General features: G+C 67.9%; 14 protein-coding genes, 1 tRNA gene and 1 riboswitch. Of the genes, 9 read left to right on the forward strand and 6 right to left on the reverse strand.

All coding sequences use genetic code 11. From position 1 onward, the window contains the following. Positions 1 to 40: 40 nt before the first annotated feature. Together ACRAQ3_RS14655 and ACRAQ3_RS14660 are read left to right on the forward strand one after the other, a co-directional pair. Positions 41 to 1,066: a LacI family DNA-binding transcriptional regulator gene (locus ACRAQ3_RS14655; RefSeq protein ID WP_432255116.1), complete on the forward strand. Its 1,026-nt coding sequence runs from the start codon at positions 41 to 43 to the stop codon at positions 1,064 to 1,066. 158 nt (positions 1,067 to 1,224) lie between these two features. Continuing rightward, positions 1,225 to 2,217, forward strand: coding sequence for a histidine kinase dimerization/phosphoacceptor domain -containing protein (locus ACRAQ3_RS14660; protein WP_432256302.1), 993 nt, complete (start codon positions 1,225 to 1,227; stop codon positions 2,215 to 2,217). 150 nt (positions 2,218 to 2,367) lie between these two features. Here the strand turns inward: ACRAQ3_RS14660 and ACRAQ3_RS14665 are convergent. After that, a tRNA-Lys gene (locus ACRAQ3_RS14665) sits at positions 2,368 to 2,443 on the reverse strand. A gap of 95 nt (positions 2,444 to 2,538) precedes the next feature. Here ACRAQ3_RS14665 and dapF point away from each other — a divergent pair. The 3 genes from dapF to ACRAQ3_RS14680 all read left to right on the forward strand — a co-directional run bounded on the left by dapF (position 2,539) and on the right by ACRAQ3_RS14680 (position 5,421). Continuing rightward, entirely contained in the window at positions 2,539 to 3,357 is an 819-nt protein-coding gene (gene dapF / locus ACRAQ3_RS14670) for a diaminopimelate epimerase (protein ID WP_432255117.1), read from the forward strand. After that, positions 3,357 to 4,628 carry a tRNA (N(6)-L-threonylcarbamoyladenosine(37)-C(2))-methylthiotransferase MtaB gene (gene mtaB, locus ACRAQ3_RS14675; RefSeq protein WP_432255118.1) on the forward strand — a complete coding sequence of 424 codons (1,272 nt, stop codon included), beginning with the start codon at positions 3,357 to 3,359 and terminating at the stop codon, positions 4,626 to 4,628. Before dapF ends, mtaB begins: the two co-directional genes overlap by 1 nt. Before the next feature lie 184 nt (positions 4,629 to 4,812). Then, positions 4,813 to 5,421, forward strand: coding sequence for a glutathione S-transferase N-terminal domain-containing protein (locus ACRAQ3_RS14680; RefSeq protein ID WP_432255119.1), 609 nt, complete (start codon positions 4,813 to 4,815; stop codon positions 5,419 to 5,421). A gap of 22 nt (positions 5,422 to 5,443) precedes the next feature. Here the strand turns inward: ACRAQ3_RS14680 and ACRAQ3_RS14685 are convergent, their stop codons facing one another. Continuing rightward, on the reverse strand, positions 5,444 to 6,091 hold the full coding sequence (locus ACRAQ3_RS14685; protein WP_085895338.1) for an outer membrane protein: 648 nt from the start codon (positions 6,089 to 6,091) through the stop codon (positions 5,444 to 5,446). A gap of 329 nt (positions 6,092 to 6,420) precedes the next feature. Between ACRAQ3_RS14685 and petA the strand changes: the two genes are divergently transcribed. From petA to ACRAQ3_RS14700, 3 genes are read left to right on the forward strand one after another with little or no spacing between them, the layout of a single operon-like run. Further along, positions 6,421 to 6,981, forward strand: a complete 561-nt coding sequence (gene petA / locus ACRAQ3_RS14690) for a ubiquinol-cytochrome c reductase iron-sulfur subunit (protein WP_085895337.1) — start codon at positions 6,421 to 6,423, stop codon at positions 6,979 to 6,981. A gap of 11 nt (positions 6,982 to 6,992) precedes the next feature. Continuing rightward, positions 6,993 to 8,336, forward strand: coding sequence for a cytochrome b (locus ACRAQ3_RS14695; RefSeq protein ID WP_269397435.1), 1,344 nt, complete (start codon positions 6,993 to 6,995; stop codon positions 8,334 to 8,336). 14 nt (positions 8,337 to 8,350) lie between these two features. Beyond that, positions 8,351 to 9,196 (forward strand): cytochrome c1, encoded by an 846-nt coding sequence (locus ACRAQ3_RS14700; RefSeq protein ID WP_269397434.1) that lies wholly within the window; start codon positions 8,351 to 8,353, stop codon positions 9,194 to 9,196. A 173-nt stretch (positions 9,197 to 9,369) separates the two neighbouring features. Here ACRAQ3_RS14700 and ACRAQ3_RS14705 read toward each other — a convergent pair whose 3' ends face one another. The 3 genes from ACRAQ3_RS14705 to ACRAQ3_RS14715 form a co-directional block, all read right to left on the reverse strand. Then, on the reverse strand, positions 9,370 to 10,065 hold the full coding sequence (locus tag ACRAQ3_RS14705) for a thiamine ABC transporter ATP-binding protein (protein WP_432255120.1): 696 nt from the start codon (positions 10,063 to 10,065) through the stop codon (positions 9,370 to 9,372). Next, positions 10,052 to 11,521 (reverse strand): thiamine/thiamine pyrophosphate ABC transporter permease ThiP, encoded by a 1,470-nt coding sequence (locus ACRAQ3_RS14710; RefSeq protein WP_432255121.1) that lies wholly within the window; start codon positions 11,519 to 11,521, stop codon positions 10,052 to 10,054. The genes ACRAQ3_RS14705 and ACRAQ3_RS14710 overlap by 14 nt, the downstream gene beginning before the upstream one ends. Before the next feature lie 83 nt (positions 11,522 to 11,604). Continuing rightward, positions 11,605 to 12,591: a thiamine ABC transporter substrate-binding protein gene (locus tag ACRAQ3_RS14715; protein ID WP_432255122.1), complete on the reverse strand. Its 987-nt coding sequence runs from the start codon at positions 12,589 to 12,591 to the stop codon at positions 11,605 to 11,607. Positions 12,592 to 12,625: 34 nt separating this feature from the next. Then, positions 12,626 to 12,724, reverse strand: a riboswitch (TPP riboswitch). Positions 12,725 to 12,817: 93 nt separating this feature from the next. Here ACRAQ3_RS14715 and aroC point away from each other — a divergent pair. Beyond that, a complete protein-coding gene (gene aroC / locus ACRAQ3_RS14720; protein WP_432255123.1) occupies positions 12,818 to 13,918 on the forward strand; it encodes a chorismate synthase in 1,101 nt (366 codons plus the stop codon). A 102-nt stretch (positions 13,919 to 14,020) separates the two neighbouring features. On the opposite strand, the gene ACRAQ3_RS14725 is transcribed toward aroC, so the two are convergent. Further along, entirely contained in the window at positions 14,021 to 14,377 is a 357-nt protein-coding gene (locus ACRAQ3_RS14725) for a PRC-barrel domain-containing protein (protein ID WP_269397430.1), read from the reverse strand. Positions 14,378 to 14,544 lie beyond the last annotated feature (167 nt).

Genomic DNA, 14,544 nt, shown 5'->3' on the forward strand with positions numbered 1-14,544 from the left:
CCTATAGCTCGTTCCGTTCTCCCCCACCGGACCCGTTGCCATGACCATTCCGCCCCGCCGCCCCCTCACGCTCCGCGACGTCTCGGAGGCGTCAGGCGTGAGCGAAATGACCGTGAGCCGGGTCCTGCGCAACAAGGGCGATGTCAGCGAGGCGACCCGCACCAAGGTGCGCGCCGCCGCCAAGAAGCTTGGCTACGTGCCGAACCGGATCGCCGGATCGCTGGCGTCGAGCCGGGTCAATCTGGTCGCGGTGATCATCCCGAGCCTTGGCAACATGGTCTTTCCCGAGGTGCTGTCCGGCATCTCCGAGACGCTGGCCGGAACCGGGCTGCAGCCGGTGGTGGGGGTGACGGATTACCTGCCCGACACCGAGGAGCGGGTGCTGTTCGAGATGCTGTCCTGGCGGCCCTCCGGGGTGATCATCGCCGGGCTGGAGCACACCGAGGCGAGCCGGGCGATGCTGATGCGCGCCGAGATCCCGGTGGTCGAGATCATGGATACCGACGGCGCGCCGATCGACGCCTGCGTCGGCATCAGCCACCGGCGGGCCGGGCGCGAGATGGCCGAGGCGATCCTGCGCGAGGGCTATCGCCGGATCGGCTTTCTCGGCACCAAGATGCCGGCCGACCACCGGGCCCGCAAACGCTTCGAAGGTTTCACCCGCCATCTCGCCCGCGCCGGCATAGAGATCGCCGACCAGGAATTCTATTCCGGCGGCTCGGCGCTCAAGAAGGGCCGCGAGATGACCGAGGCGCTGCTCACCCGCACGCCGGATCTCGATTTCCTGTATTTCTCCAACGACATGATCGGCGCGGGCGGGCTGCTGTGGCTGCTCGAACAGGGCATCGACATCCCCGGACAGATCGGTCTCGCCGGGTTCAACGGCGTCGAGCTTCTCGACGGGCTGCCGCGCCAACTGGCCACCATGGATGCCTGCCGCCGCGAGATCGGTCGCGAGGCGGCGCGGATCATCGCGGCGCGCTGCGCCAACCCGTCCGAGGGCGGTGCCGAGCGGGTCGAACTGACGCCGCTTATCGCCCGGGGCGACACGCTGCGGCGACACTGAAAGCCCCCTTGGACCAAAAACAGATGTACGAATCGGCACTTATGTGCAGTTCGGCCGATCTTTGCTTCGCATAGGCCGCGATTCGGCATAGCCTGTTTTCCACAGGCCGCTTCCGGGAATGAGCGGCCCGGACGGGGGAGTGGTTTGCCGTGACCAAGATGCCGCTGCAGTTGTCGGCGCGCGAAGTCGACATGTTCATCGGATTTCTCGATGACGGCTTCTGCACCTGCGAGATGATCACCGACAGCGAGGGTCAGCCGGTCGATTACAGGTTCCTCCAGATGAATCAGCAATTCGAGGAGATGACCGGCCTCTATGGCGCCAAGGGGCGCACCGCGCTCGAAATGGTGCCGAACCTCGAACCGTTCTGGATCGAGACCTATGGCCGGATCGCCCTGAACGGTGAATCGCGGCGCTTCCAGCAGGGCTCGCTCGCCATGGGACGCTATTTCGACGTCTACGCCGCGCCGATCGAGCCACAAGGGCGTTTCGCGATCCAGTTCAGGGACATCACCGAGACCAAGCGGATCGAGGCGGAGCGCGAAGCGGCGCTGGCCGAGGCACAGCAATTGCTGGCCGAGCTGAATCACCGGGTGATGAACAGTCTCGGCACCATCTCCTCGATCATCTCGATGGAATCGCGGGCCCGCGCCGAAGGCGAGGGGCGCGAGGCACTGCGCCGGATCAGGGCCCGGGTGCAGGCCGTGGCCAGCCTGTATCGCCGGCTCAATGCCTCGGGCTCGATCGACACGGTCTGTTCGCGCGACTACCTCGACAAGATCGTGGAAGGGCTGTCCGAATCCATCGGCAGCGACAGCGTCCTGCTCGAACCCCGGATCGCGCCGATGAAGCTCTCGACCCGGATCGCGGTGCCGCTGGGGCTGATCGTCAACGAGCTGGTGACGAACAGCCTCAAATACGCCTTCGCACCGGGCGGGACCGGCAAGGTCGTCGTGGCGCTTGAAGAGCTGCCGGATAAACGATTGCAACTCACGGTCGAGGACGACGGCTGCGGGCTTGGCGCGGATCGGCGCTCGGATAGCGGCATCGGTCAGCAGCTCGTGCATGCCTTCGCCACGCAACTCGGCACCACCCCGGTGATCGAGAGCGGCCCCGGCGGTACTACGGTGACATTGCGGTTCGACGGCTGAAACCGGCCGGGTTTCGAAGAAGCGCGCTGCAATGCGGCATGACGCGGCTTGCCCGAAGAGCAGGGCAGCACATCGGAAAGGCACGATGCCGCGGTTGGGGAAGGCATGCGCTCCCGCCCCGTCCGCGATCGATGATCCTGGAGTGATCAGTGGTGAGCCGTGCAGGATTCGAACCTGCGACCCACTGATTAAAAGTCAGTTGCTCTACCAACTGAGCTAACGGCCCACTGGGCGGCTAACTACGGTTAGTGGCCGGGGGGGTCAACCGCAAAAATACGCTTTTTCTGGATAAAGTTCGCGGGCTTTGCTATGGGCCCCGCCATGCAGGACAACAGCCCCCTCCCCGGCCTGCCGTTCATGAAGATGCACGGCCTCGGCAATGATTTCGTCGTCATCGACGCGCGCCGAGAGGTGCCGGAGATGACGCCCGATCTCGCGCGCGCCATCGCCGACCGCCATCGCGGCGTCGGTTTCGATCAGCTGGCGACGATCCATGCGAGCGCGGAGGCCGACCTGCATCTGGTCTTCTGGAACGCCGATGGTTCGCGTTCGGCGGCCTGTGGCAACGCCACGCGCTGCATCGCGGCATGGGAAATGGCGCGCAGCGGCAAACCCGCGCTCGACCTCACCACCGAGCGCGGCCGCCTCGCCGCCCGCGACGCCGGCGACGGGCTGGTCGCGGTGAACATGGGACAGCCGCAGCTCGATTGGCACGAGATCCCGCTGGCACGGGAGACAGATACGCTGGAGCTTCCGATCGAAGGCGCGCCCACCGCCACAGGCATGGGCAATCCCCATTGCAGCTTCTTCGTCGCGGATGCCGAGGCGATCGATCTCGACAGTTTCGGCCCGGCGCATGAGCATCACCCGCTGTTCCCCGAGCGCACCAACGTGCAGGTGGCGCAGGTCACCGGCCCCGACCGGATCCGCATGCGGGTCTGGGAGCGCGGCGCCGGGCTGACGCTGGCCTCGGGCTCGTCCTCCTGCGCCGTGGCCGTCGCGGCCGCGCGACGCGGACTTACCTCACGCGCCGTCACCATCAATCTCGACGGCGGCACGCTTCACATCGACTGGCGCGAGGACGGGGTCTGGATGACCGGCCCGACCGCGCATGTCTTCGACGGAGTCTGGAGGCTCTGATGGACCGCCCCGAATCTTCCAAGGCACCGATCTTCGCCACCATGGGCTGCCGCCTCAACGCCTACGAGACCGAGGCGATGAAGGATCTCGCCGCGCGCGCCGGGGTCGAGGATGCAGTGGTGGTCAACACCTGCGCCGTCACCGCCGAGGCGGTGCGCAAGGCCGGGCAGGAAATCCGCCGCCTGCGGCGCGAGAACCCGACGGCGAAGATCATCGTCACCGGCTGCGCCGCGCAGACCGATCCCAAGCGCTTTTCCGACATGGAAGAGGTCGATCTGGTCATCGGCAACACCGAGAAGATGCAGCCCGAAACCTGGAAAGGCATGGCGCCCGACCTGATCGGCGCGACCGAGCCGGTGCAGGTCGACGACATCATGAGCGTGACCGAGACCGCCGGCCACCTGATCGACGGCTTCGGCAGCCGTTCGCGCGCCTATGTGCAGGTGCAGAACGGCTGCGATCACCGCTGCACCTTCTGCATCATCCCCTTTGGTCGGGGCAATTCCCGATCGGTCCCGGCGGGCGTGGTGGTCGAACAGATCAGGCGGCTGGTGGATCGCGGCTACGAGGAGGTGGTGCTGACCGGTGTCGACCTGACCTCCTGGGGCGCCGACCTGCCCGCGCATCCGAAGCTGGGCGATCTGGTGATGCGCATCCTCAGGCTGGTGCCGGATCTGAAACGGCTGCGCATCTCCTCGATCGATTCGATCGAGGTCGACGAGAATCTGATGCAGGCAATCGCCACCGAGCCACGATTGATGCCGCATCTGCACCTGTCGCTGCAGCACGGCGACGACCTGATCCTCAAGCGGATGAAGCGGCGCCACCTGCGCGACGACGCGATCCGCTTTGCCGAAGAGGCGCGCCGGCTGCGGCCCGACATGACCTTCGGCGCCGACATCATCGCGGGCTTTCCGACCGAGACCGAGGCGATGTTCGAGAACTCGCTGAAGCTGGTCGAGGAGTGCGACCTGACCTGGCTGCACGTGTTTCCTTATTCGCCCCGCCCGGGCACCCCGGCGGCGCGGATGCCGCAGGTGAACGGCCGGGCGATCAAGGCGCGCGCGGCGCGGCTGCGCGCCAAAGGTGATCTGGCGGCGCAGGCGCATCTGGCCGCGCAGGTCGGCAGAACCCACCGCGTGCTGATGGAAAGCCCGCGCATGGGCCGGACCGAGCATTTCGCCGAGGTGGATTTTGCGAGTGACCAGCCGGAAGGGCGCATCGTCGAAGCCATGATCACCGGCGTGTCCGGCACCCGCCTCACCGCCTGAGCGGCGAGCCTGGTTCGTCTTCTCCTAGATACGCGGATCTCTTCCGCCTTCGACCGGCGCGCATGCCGCGAGGGGGTGCCATGCGTATTTGAGGAAAGATGAACCAGGGGGCGCGCTCACCCGGTCGGCCTTGCGCGCGGCGTGCGCCGCTGCTTGACTGCGCGGGCCAACCGGAGCGTTCCACATGAAACTTCTCACCTCCCCCGCCTCGCCCTTCGCGCGCAAGGTCCGCGTCGTCCTGCACGAGACCGGGCAGGCCGAACAGGTCACCGAGATCGCCGCCGCGACCGATCCTCTCGGCGATCCGGTCGATGTGATCCATGCCAACCCGCTGGGCAAGATTCCCGCGCTGGTGCGCGATGACGGGCCCGCGCTCTATGACAGCCGGGTCATCACCCGCTATCTCGATGCCCGCGCCGAGGGGCGGCTCTACCCCGAGCGGCGGATCTGGGAGGTGCTGACGCTCGAGGCGACGGCGGACGGCATCATGGACGCGGCGCTCGCGATGGTGCTGGAGGCCCGCGTCCGGCCCGAAGGCCAACGCTCCGAGAAATGGGTCGCCGGGCAATGGCGCAAGGTCGAGCGCGCGCTCGACGCGATCGAGGCGCGCTGGATCAGCCATCTGGAAGGCCAGGTCGACATGGGCCAGATCGCCGTGGCCTGCGCGCTGGGCTATCTCGACCTACGCCATGCCGCGCGCGACTGGCGCGCCGGGCGCCCGCAGCTCGCCGCCTGGGCCGAGCGCTTCGCCACCCGCGAGAGCATGATCGCCACCGCCCCGCCCGCCGCCTGAGGCGGGCGACGGCCGGGTCGTATCAGAAGTTGAAGCTGACGCCGAGGTTGAGCGCGTTGGTCACAATGTCGGATTCCAGCGTGCCGCCGCCGACCAGATCGGCCTCGTTCTGGGAATAGGTGCCCTTGTACTCGCCGAACACCGAGACCCGGTCGCTGAACTCGTAGCTCGCCCCGGCCATCAGCGCCACCGCCGGACCGGTGATCTGGTATTCGTCGGTGCGGCCTTCGCCGTCATCATATTCGACCCGCGGCGCCGCGATGCCGAGACCGCCGCCGACATAGGGCGTCAGCCCGTAGGCGGCATCGGGAAAGCGGCGATAGGCGTTGAGCGTCAGGATGTTCAGCCCGTCGGTGAATTCCAGCGTCTCGAGCCCCTGCTCGGCGAGGGTGTCATCGTCGGCATAGACCTTGGTGTGGTTCAGATCGACGCCGAAGCCGAGATTGTCCTCGCGCCACCAGGTCGCGCGCAGGCCGTAATAGGGCGGCGCGTCGAAGGAGTTGCCGTCCCAGCCGGCGGTGAAGTCGCGGTCGTTGGCGGTACCGGGCCGATCGACGTCGACGCCCGAATGCGGCGCGCCCTGGACACCGCCATAAAAACTCAGCTCGACCTCGGCATTGGCCAGGGCGGGGGCGAGGATCAGGAGCAGCGGCGCGGCAAGGCGGAACATCGGATACGGCTTTCGGACAGGCGGTGGCGGAGGAGCGGAATCGGGAATAGCGATGCGCCATTATCACCCGGATTTGGGATCTGCGGAGTCAAACCGCAACGTAACGGCAATTCACATCGGCGTTGTCGCTTTCGCGCAACGCGACGCGTGTCTTCCCGCCCCTTGTCGGGGCGGATCACACGGCAAAGCTGCCTCCGGCTGCGCGGTATTGTCCGCTGGACGGGCGCGGGATTGATGGCTAAACAGCGCGAAAACGCCAAGCGGGTCACGGCCCGCGGTCTTTTGCCGTCCGGGCGACGCCGCCCCAGCCATACCGGAGATCCACCCCCGTGTCACACGCAGACGATCATCAGGGCACCCGCCGCGATTTTCTCTACTATGCCACCGCCGGGGCGGGCGCCGTCGTCGCCGGTGCCGCGGTCTGGCCGCTGGTCAACCAGATGAACCCCTCGGCCGATGTCCTGGCCCTGGCTTCGATCCGGGTCGACGTCTCGGGCGTCCAGCCGGGCACCCAGCTGACCGTGCTGTGGCAGGGCAAGCCGGTGTTCATCCGCGCCCGCACCGAGGCGGAGATCGCCGCCGCGCGCGAGGTCGATGTCGACTCGCTGCCCGACCCCGTTGCCGGCAACGAGAACCTCGCCGGTGCTGCGCCCGCGACCGATGAGAACCGCGCCCTCGACGAGACCGGCACCTGGCTCGTGCAGATGGGTGTCTGCACCCATCTGGGCTGCGTGCCGCTGGGCGAGCAGGGCGATTTCGGCGGCTGGTTCTGCCCGTGCCACGGCTCGCACTACGACACCGCCGGGCGCATCCGCAAAGGGCCCGCGCCGAAGAACCTGCCCATCCCCGTCGCCGAATTCGTCGACGAGACGACCATCAAGCTCGGCTGAGGAGACCTCTGATGTCCGGTATTCCGCACGATCACTACGAACCCAAGACAGGCGGCGAGCGCTGGCTCAACAACCGCCTGCCGGTCCTCGGCCTGCTCTACGACACGCTGATGATCCCCACGCCGAAGAACCTGAACTGGATGTGGATCTGGGGGATCGTCCTTACCTTCACCCTGGCGCTGCAGATCGTCACCGGCATCGTGCTGGTGATGCACTACACGCCGCATGTCGACATGGCCTTCGCCAGCGTCGAGCACATCATGCGCAACGTGAATGGCGGCTTCATGCTGCGCTACATCCACGCCAACGGCGCATCGCTGTTCTTCGTGGCGGTCTACGCGCACATCTTCCGCAGCCTCTACTACGGCAACTACAAGTCGCCGCGCGAGGTGACATGGATCATCGGCATCCTGATGTACCTGCTGATGATGGGCACCGCCTTCATGGGCTACGTGCTGCCCTGGGGCCAGATGTCGTTCCACGGCACCGCGGTGATCACCGGCCTGTTCGGCGCGATCCCCTTCGTCGGTGAATCGATCCAGACCTGGCTCTTGGGCGCTTCGGCCGTCGGCCAGCCGGCGCTGAACCGCTTCTTCTCGCTGCACTACCTGATGCCCTTCATCCTGGCGGGCCTGACCATCGTCCACATCTGGGCCTTCCACTCGACCGGCAACAACAACCCCACCGGGGTCGAGGTGCGCCGCACGTCGAAGGAAGAGGCCAAGCGCGACACCCTGCCCTTCTGGCCCTACTTCGTGATGAAGGACCTGTTCGCGCTGGCGATCGTGCTGATGATCTTCTTCGCCATCGTCGGCTTCATGCCGAACTATCTGGGCCACCCCGACAACTACATCGAGGCGAACCCGCTGGCGACGCCCGCGCACATCGTGCCGGAATGGTACTTCCTGCCCTTCTACGCGATCCTGCGCGCCTTCACCGCCGACGTCTGGGTCGTGATGTTCGCCAACTGGGTGACCTTCGGCATCGTCGACGCCAAGTTCTTCGGCGTGCTGGCGATGTTCGGCGCCATCGCGGTGATCGCCCTCGCGCCGTGGCTCGACACCTCGAGCGTCCGCTCGGGCCGCTACCGGCCGATGTTCAAGTGGTGGTTCGCGCTGCTCGTCGTCGACTTCTTCGTGCTGATGTGGGTGGGTGCGATGCCGGCCGAGGGGATCTATCCCTACATCTCGCTGATCGGTGCCGCCTACTGGTTCGGCTACTTCCTCGTGGTCCTGCCGCTGCTGGGCGTGATCGAGAAGCCGCTGCCGATCCCGGCGACGATCGAAGACGACTTCAACGCGCATTACGACCCCAAGACCGGCGGCACCCACACCGCCGTCAAGCCGGCCGAGTGAGAGAGGCAAGACAGATGCTGAGAACCGTCACGCTGGCCGCGATCGCGGCGATGGGCCTCGCCGGCACCGCCATGGCCGCCGAGACCGAGACCCACATCACGGACTACGACTTCCCCTATGAGGGTCCCTTCGGGGCCTTCGACCAGATGCAGCTGCAGCGCGGCCTGCAGGTCTACACCGAGGTCTGCGCCGCCTGTCACGGCCTGCAATACGTGGCCTACCGCACCCTGCATGACGAGGGCGGCCCCGGCCTGCCCGAGGATCAGGTGCGGGCCTATGCCGCGCAGTTCGAGACCTTCGACGAGGAGCTCGACGACTTCCGGCCGGCGACCCCGGCCGACAACTTCGCCAAGAGCGCCATGCCCGAGGCGCCCGACCTGTCGCTGATGGCCAAGTCGCGCGCGGGCTTCTCGGGCCCCTACGGCTCGGGCCTCAACCAGCTCTTCAAGGGCATGGGCGGACCGGAATACATCGCCTCGCTGCTGACCGGCTACGAGGAAGCGCCGGCCTGCGCCCCCGAGGATTTCCCGGGCTACTACAACGTCGCCTTCGCGGCCGGCGGCTACCCCGAGGAATGCATCGACGAGGAGGGTCACCACGTGGCGCCCGGCTCGTGGATTGCCATGCCGCCTCCGCTTCTGGGCGACGACGTCGTCTACGAGGACGGGCACGAGGCGTCGGTGGTCGAGGAATCGAAGGACGTGACCGCCTTCCTGATGTGGGCGGCCGAGCCGAAGATGATGGCCCGCAAGCAAGCCGGCTTCACCGGCGTGCTGTTCCTCGGCCTGCTCGCCGTGCTGCTCTACTTCACCAACAAGCGGATCTGGTACCGCGCCAAGTACGGCCCGCGCGACGAGTGATCGCAGGGCCATGACGGCAAACGGGGCGTCCCTTCGGGGCGCCCTTTTTCCATGCGTGGGACCGGGAGTTTCTCGGTCTCCGAAGGCGGGCAAGAGCGCGCCCCTCGCGCTCATGCGTTTCCACACCACCCGCATGACGCAGCATTGCCACCGACACGATGGCGGCAGCGGTTTCAGCGCCCCAGATAGCTCCTGAGCGCCCGCGGCGGATCGGCCAGAAGCGGCCCTGCCGCGTCGGGCGCGGCGGCGACGCCGTCATGGACGAGGATGATATGGCTGGCGATGCGCGCGGCGTCCTCGGGCGCGTGGCTCACCATCAGCAGCGTCCGCCCCTCCCCCGACAGCACCTCGCGCGCCAAATCGAGCATCTCCATCCTGAGCCCCGGCCCCAACGCCGCGAACGGCTCGTCGAGCAGAACCAGCGCGCGGTCCATCAACAGCGCCCGCGCCAGCGCCGCCCGGCTCTGTTGGCCGCCCGACAGCGCCGCGGGTTTCCGGGCCCCCATGCCGGCAAGCCCCACCCGGTCCAGCACCTCGGCGATCCGCTGGCGCGAGCCGGCGTCGATCCGCCCGCGCGGGTCGAGCCCGAGCGCGAGATTGCGCTCCACCGTCAGGTGCGGGAACAGGTTGTTGTCCTGAAACAGGATCGAGATCGGTCGCCGCGCCGGGGGCAGCGCGGTCAGGTCGTGCCCGTTCCAGCAGACCCGCCCCGATGTAGGCGCGAGAAACCCCGCGATCACCGCCAGAAGAGTCGATTTGCCGCCGCCCGAGGGACCCATGACCGCGCCGACCGCGCCGTCGGGCAGCGCCCAGTCCGCCCGCAGCTCGAAATCTCCCTGCCGGATCTCCAGCCCCTCAAGACGCAACATCGACGCGCCCTCCCCTGTCGAAGATCCAGAACAGTGCGAGGCTGAGCGCCAGAAGCACCAGCGCGACACCCGCCGCCTGCTCCATTCGGTAGGCCGACATCAGCCGCACCATCAGGAGCGGCAGCGTCGCCTCGCCGTCGCCCGCGAACAACGCGATCACGCCCAGATCCCCCATCGACAGCGCCGCCGTGAGACCGGCGGCAAAGCCCAGTGGCCGGCGCAGGCGTGGCAGGATCAGCCAGCGCAGCCGGGCCCAGCCGACAAGCCCGAGCGAGGTCGCGAGCCGCCCATGCGCGGTCTCGGCCTGCGCCAGCGCGGGAACCAGCACCCGCGCCGCGAAGGGCAGCGCCATCGTCGCGTTGACCAGCCCGGTGACCACCAGCGCCGCGTCGCGCGGCGCGACCACCGGGTAGAGCAGCACGAAGAGGCCGGTGCCCATCACGAGGCTGGAGGCCGCCAGCGGCAGCAGCATCGCAAGTCGGGCCAGCGCGCCACCGCGCAGCGCGAGAGCCAGCGCCATGACGAGGGTCAGCGCCGTCGCACCTAGCGCCACCGCGATCGATCGCAGCGCCGCGCCCCAAAGCCCCGCCGGCAAGTCGAGCAGGCCCGGCGCGCCGCGCGCCACGATCATCGCCAGCGGTGCCATGAGGAACAGCGCCGCCAGAGCGACGACCGTGGCATCGCGCCACCGCCCCCCCCGCTCGAACCGTTCCACCACCCGGTCGAGCCCGGCGCCCAAAGCCTCGGGTGCGCCTGCGGCGCGCACCATCAGCGCCGCCGCAGCGCAAAGGCCGAACTGCACCATCGCCAGAACCGCCGCACGCCCCAGGTCGAACTCGAATCGCACCGCCTGGTAGATCGCCAGCTCCACGGTGGTGGCGCGCGGCCCGCCGCCCAAAGTCAGGGCCACGGCAAAACTGGTCAGGCAGATCAGGAAGATGACCGCGAAGGCCCCCGGCGCCACGGCGCGCAGCATCGGCCATTCGAGCAGTCGGCCCACCGGCGCGCCGAGCGAGGCGGCAAGGCGAAACCGCTCGGCCGGGATCGAGAGCCAGCCCTGCAGGATCAGACGCACCGCCAGCGGCAGGTTGAAGAAGACATGCGCCAGCACCACGCCGTGCCAGCCATAGACCGAAACCGGGCCCAGCCCCACGAGCGCCAGCGCATCGTTGAGGCTACCGCCGCGCCCGAACACGCCGATCAGCCCGATCACCGCGACGATCACCGGCAGGATGAAGGGCGCGCCCAGCAGCGTCACCAGAGCCCCCCGCCCCGGGAAGCGCCGCCGCGCCAATGCCCGGGCCATCGGCACAGCGAGCGCCACCGACAGCGCCGCCGACAGCGCAGCCTGCCAGGTGGTGAACCAGATCGCCGAAAGATCGGCGGGGCCGAGGCCCAGCGCGAAACCGGCCCGCCAAGCGACCGCGCCCAGCGTGCCCAGCGTCAGCGCCAGCACCAGCCCGGCGGCGAGACCGCCCGCCCAGCGCGTCGGGCTGTCCCCCCGCCACTGCGCGAAGGGTGCTGCGCCCAGGCCCGGCGTTATCGCGACATCCCCTGCCGCCAGGCCTCGATGGCCGGTGCGCGCAGCGCGTCGGCCTCGTCCTCGGGCAGCCAGATCGCCTTTTCGGGCATGTCGAGTTCGCGGAAGCCCTCGGGCCATTCGGCCTCGGGCAATGCCGCCGGGTAGGACCAGTTGGAGGTCGGGATCAATGACTGGAAATCGGGGCTGACCACGAAATCCATGAATTGCTGCGCCAGTTCGGCGTCATCGGTGCCCTTGAGCTGAGCCCCCAGCTCGATGGTCATGTAATGCCCCTCCTCGAAGATCGCGGCCGAAACGGTGTCATCGGCCTCGGCGATCGCGTGATAGGCGGGCGACGTGGTGTAGCTCAGCACCATGTCGACCTCGCCCTCGGTGAACAGGCCATAGGCTTCGGACCAGCCGGGCGTCACCGTGGTGATCTTGGGCGCGAGTTCGGCCCACTTGGCCTCCGCCTCGTCGCCGAACACCTCCTCGGCCCAGAGCACCAGCGACAAGCCCGAGACCGAGCTGCGCGGATCCTGGATCGCGATGCGCAGGTCGTCGGGCGCCGCGACCAGCTCGGCGAAGCTGCCCGGCACATCCTGCAGCGCCTCGTTGTCGTAGACGAAGGCGAGATAGGACCAGTCGAAGGGCAGGAACACCTCGTCGTCCCAGTCGATCGGCAGCGTCAAGGCGGTGGTGTCGACCCCGTGCGGCGCGAAGAGCCCGGTCTCGCGCGCCTTCTTCATCTCGGTGGAATCGAATCCGATGGCCACGTCGGCCTCGGTGCGTTCGCCCTCGAGCAGCAGGCGCGGCAGCAGGTCGCCGGTCTGGTAGTCGAGCGTGCAGCCGCAACGCGCCTCGAAGGCCTGCTTGATCGCCGGGCCGGGCCCCCATTCGGAGGCGAAGTAGTCGGGCGCGTAGACGGTAAGGGTCTTGTCCTGGGCGATCGCCGGCAGGGCGGCGAGCGACAGGGCGAGACCCGCGATCAGGCGATGGTGCATGGTCATCCTCCGATGCGGGCGAAGAGCAAGGAGGACCTGTGTCCGCGACCTTCCCTCCGCCGGTGTGATCCGGTTCAGGTTCAACGGGTCCGCGCGATGCGCATCTCAGCCAGGGGCCCCCCGAGGTGGCCGCGACACTACGCCATCGCGGCCCATGCGCAAGCCCCCGCCCTTTCCCCCGCGTTCGCCCCGCGCTACACCGGCCCCGCCACAAGGAGAGCGCCCCATGTCCCTCAACAGCTTCGGCCACCTGTTCCGCGTCACCACATGGGGCGAAAGCCACGGCCCCGCGCTCGGCGCCACGGTCGATGGCTGCCCGCCGGGGGTGGAGATCCGGGAGGAAGACCTTCAGGTCTGGCTCGACAAGCGGCGCCCGGGACAGAACAAGCACACCACCCAGCGCCGCGAGCCGGACGCGGTGGAGATCCTGTCGGGCGTGTTCGAGGGTAAATCCACCGGCACGCCGATCCAGCTGATGATCCGCAACACCGACCAGCGGTCCAAGGATTACGGCGACATCGCCGAAACCTTCCGGCCCGGCCATGCCGACATCGCCTATCACCTGAAATACGGGCTGCGCGACTATCGCGGCGGCGGACGTTCGAGCGCCCGGGAGACGGCGGCGCGGGTCGCGGCGGGCGGGGTCGCGCGTGCGGCGCTGGCGGCGCTGCTGCCCGAGCTGAAGATCACCGGCTACATGGTGCAGATGGGCGAGAAGGTGATCGACCGCTCGAAGATCGACATGGAAGAGATCGCGCGCAACGACTTCTGGTGCCCCGATACGGCTGCGGCGGCCGAATGGGCCGACTATCTCGATGCGCTGCGCAAGGACCACAACTCCGTCGGTGCGATGATCGAGGTGACGGCCTCGGGCGTGCCCGCCGGCCTCGGCGCGCCGGTCTATGGCAAGCTCGACACCGATCTTGCGGCTGCGATGATGTCGATCAACGCCGTGAAGGGGGTGGAGATCGGCGAAGGCATGGCCGCCGCCGCCCTGACCGGGCGCGACAATGCGGACGAGATCTTCATGGGCGAGAACGGGCCGGAATTCGGCTCGAACCATGCGGGCGGCGTGCTGGGCGGGATCAGCTCCGGGCAGGATGTGGTGGTGCGCTTCGCGGTGAAGCCGACCTCGTCGATCCTGAGTCCGCGCCGCTCGATCCGCATCGACGGCAGTCCCACCGAGGTGGTCACCAAGGGGCGGCACGATCCCTGCGTCGGCATTCGCGCGGTGCCCGTGGCGGAGGCGATGATGGCCTGCGTATTGCTCGATCACTACCTGCTCGATCGCGGCCAGACCGGCGGCGCGCGCGGCCGGATCGGCTAGAGCCGGACCCTTTCAAGGGTCCGGACCGATCTCTTGGAAGAGATCGGAAACAGGCCGCCGAGGCTGTGCCGGCGGCCTCGTCGCGTCCCGGTCGCGAGGGGCTTAGATCCAGTAGTAGGGCGCGCCGTAATGGGCATAGGTCGCCTCTTCCCAGCGGCGGTCCTCATACCAGCGTTCGGGCCGTTCCGGCGCCCCCTTGAGCTGGCTTTCAGTGATGTCCGTGCGGTAGCCGTTCAGCCCGGTGTCGTATTCGAGCTTGGCCCAGGGGATCGGGTGATGCTCCTCGCCCATGCCGAGAAAGCCGCCGAAACCCATCACGGCGTAAGTGATCTTGCCGGACTTCTTGTCGATCACGAGATGGTCGATATGGCCGATCTTCTCGCCACCGGCGCCGTAGACCTCGGTACCGTTGACCCGGTCGGACGAGATCGTGGAATGACTGTCGCTGTAGTCGAACATGATGTCCTCCTGTGCTGTGCCGGTAAAACCGACAGCGCCGCTCGGCTGTTCCACAGGCTGCATCGATGCGCCGGTTTTCGCTCGCAAGATGCACCCGCACCCATCCCGTTTTGCATTTATCGACACGATTGGCACGCAAAGAAAAAGGGCCGCCACGAGGGCGACCC

The sequence above is a fragment of the Limimaricola sp. AA108-03 genome (genome assembly GCF_050847355.1).
GTDB lineage: Bacteria > Pseudomonadota > Alphaproteobacteria > Rhodobacterales > Rhodobacteraceae > Limimaricola.

Coding starts and splice junctions, on each gene's coding strand:
- ACRAQ3_RS14715 (WP_432255122.1), bottom strand. CDS start 12,591: ATGCACCATCGCCTGATCGCGGGTCTCGCCCTGTCGCTCGCCGCCCTG.
- ACRAQ3_RS14680 (WP_432255119.1), top strand. CDS start 4,813: ATGAAACTTCTCACCTCCCCCGCCTCGCCCTTCGCGCGCAAGGTCCGC.
- ACRAQ3_RS14655 (WP_432255116.1), top strand. CDS start 41: ATGACCATTCCGCCCCGCCGCCCCCTCACGCTCCGCGACGTCTCGGAG.
- ACRAQ3_RS14705 (WP_432255120.1), bottom strand. CDS start 10,065: ATGTTGCGTCTTGAGGGGCTGGAGATCCGGCAGGGAGATTTCGAGCTG.
- ACRAQ3_RS14725 (WP_269397430.1), bottom strand. CDS start 14,377: ATGTTCGACTACAGCGACAGTCATTCCACGATCTCGTCCGACCGGGTC.
- ACRAQ3_RS14700 (WP_269397434.1), top strand. CDS start 8,351: ATGCTGAGAACCGTCACGCTGGCCGCGATCGCGGCGATGGGCCTCGCC.
- aroC (WP_432255123.1), top strand. CDS start 12,818: ATGTCCCTCAACAGCTTCGGCCACCTGTTCCGCGTCACCACATGGGGC.
- dapF (WP_432255117.1), top strand. CDS start 2,539: ATGCAGGACAACAGCCCCCTCCCCGGCCTGCCGTTCATGAAGATGCAC.
- ACRAQ3_RS14695 (WP_269397435.1), top strand. CDS start 6,993: ATGTCCGGTATTCCGCACGATCACTACGAACCCAAGACAGGCGGCGAG.
- ACRAQ3_RS14660 (WP_432256302.1), top strand. CDS start 1,225: ATGCCGCTGCAGTTGTCGGCGCGCGAAGTCGACATGTTCATCGGATTT.
- mtaB (WP_432255118.1), top strand. CDS start 3,357: ATGGACCGCCCCGAATCTTCCAAGGCACCGATCTTCGCCACCATGGGC.
- ACRAQ3_RS14685 (WP_085895338.1), bottom strand. CDS start 6,091: ATGTTCCGCCTTGCCGCGCCGCTGCTCCTGATCCTCGCCCCCGCCCTG.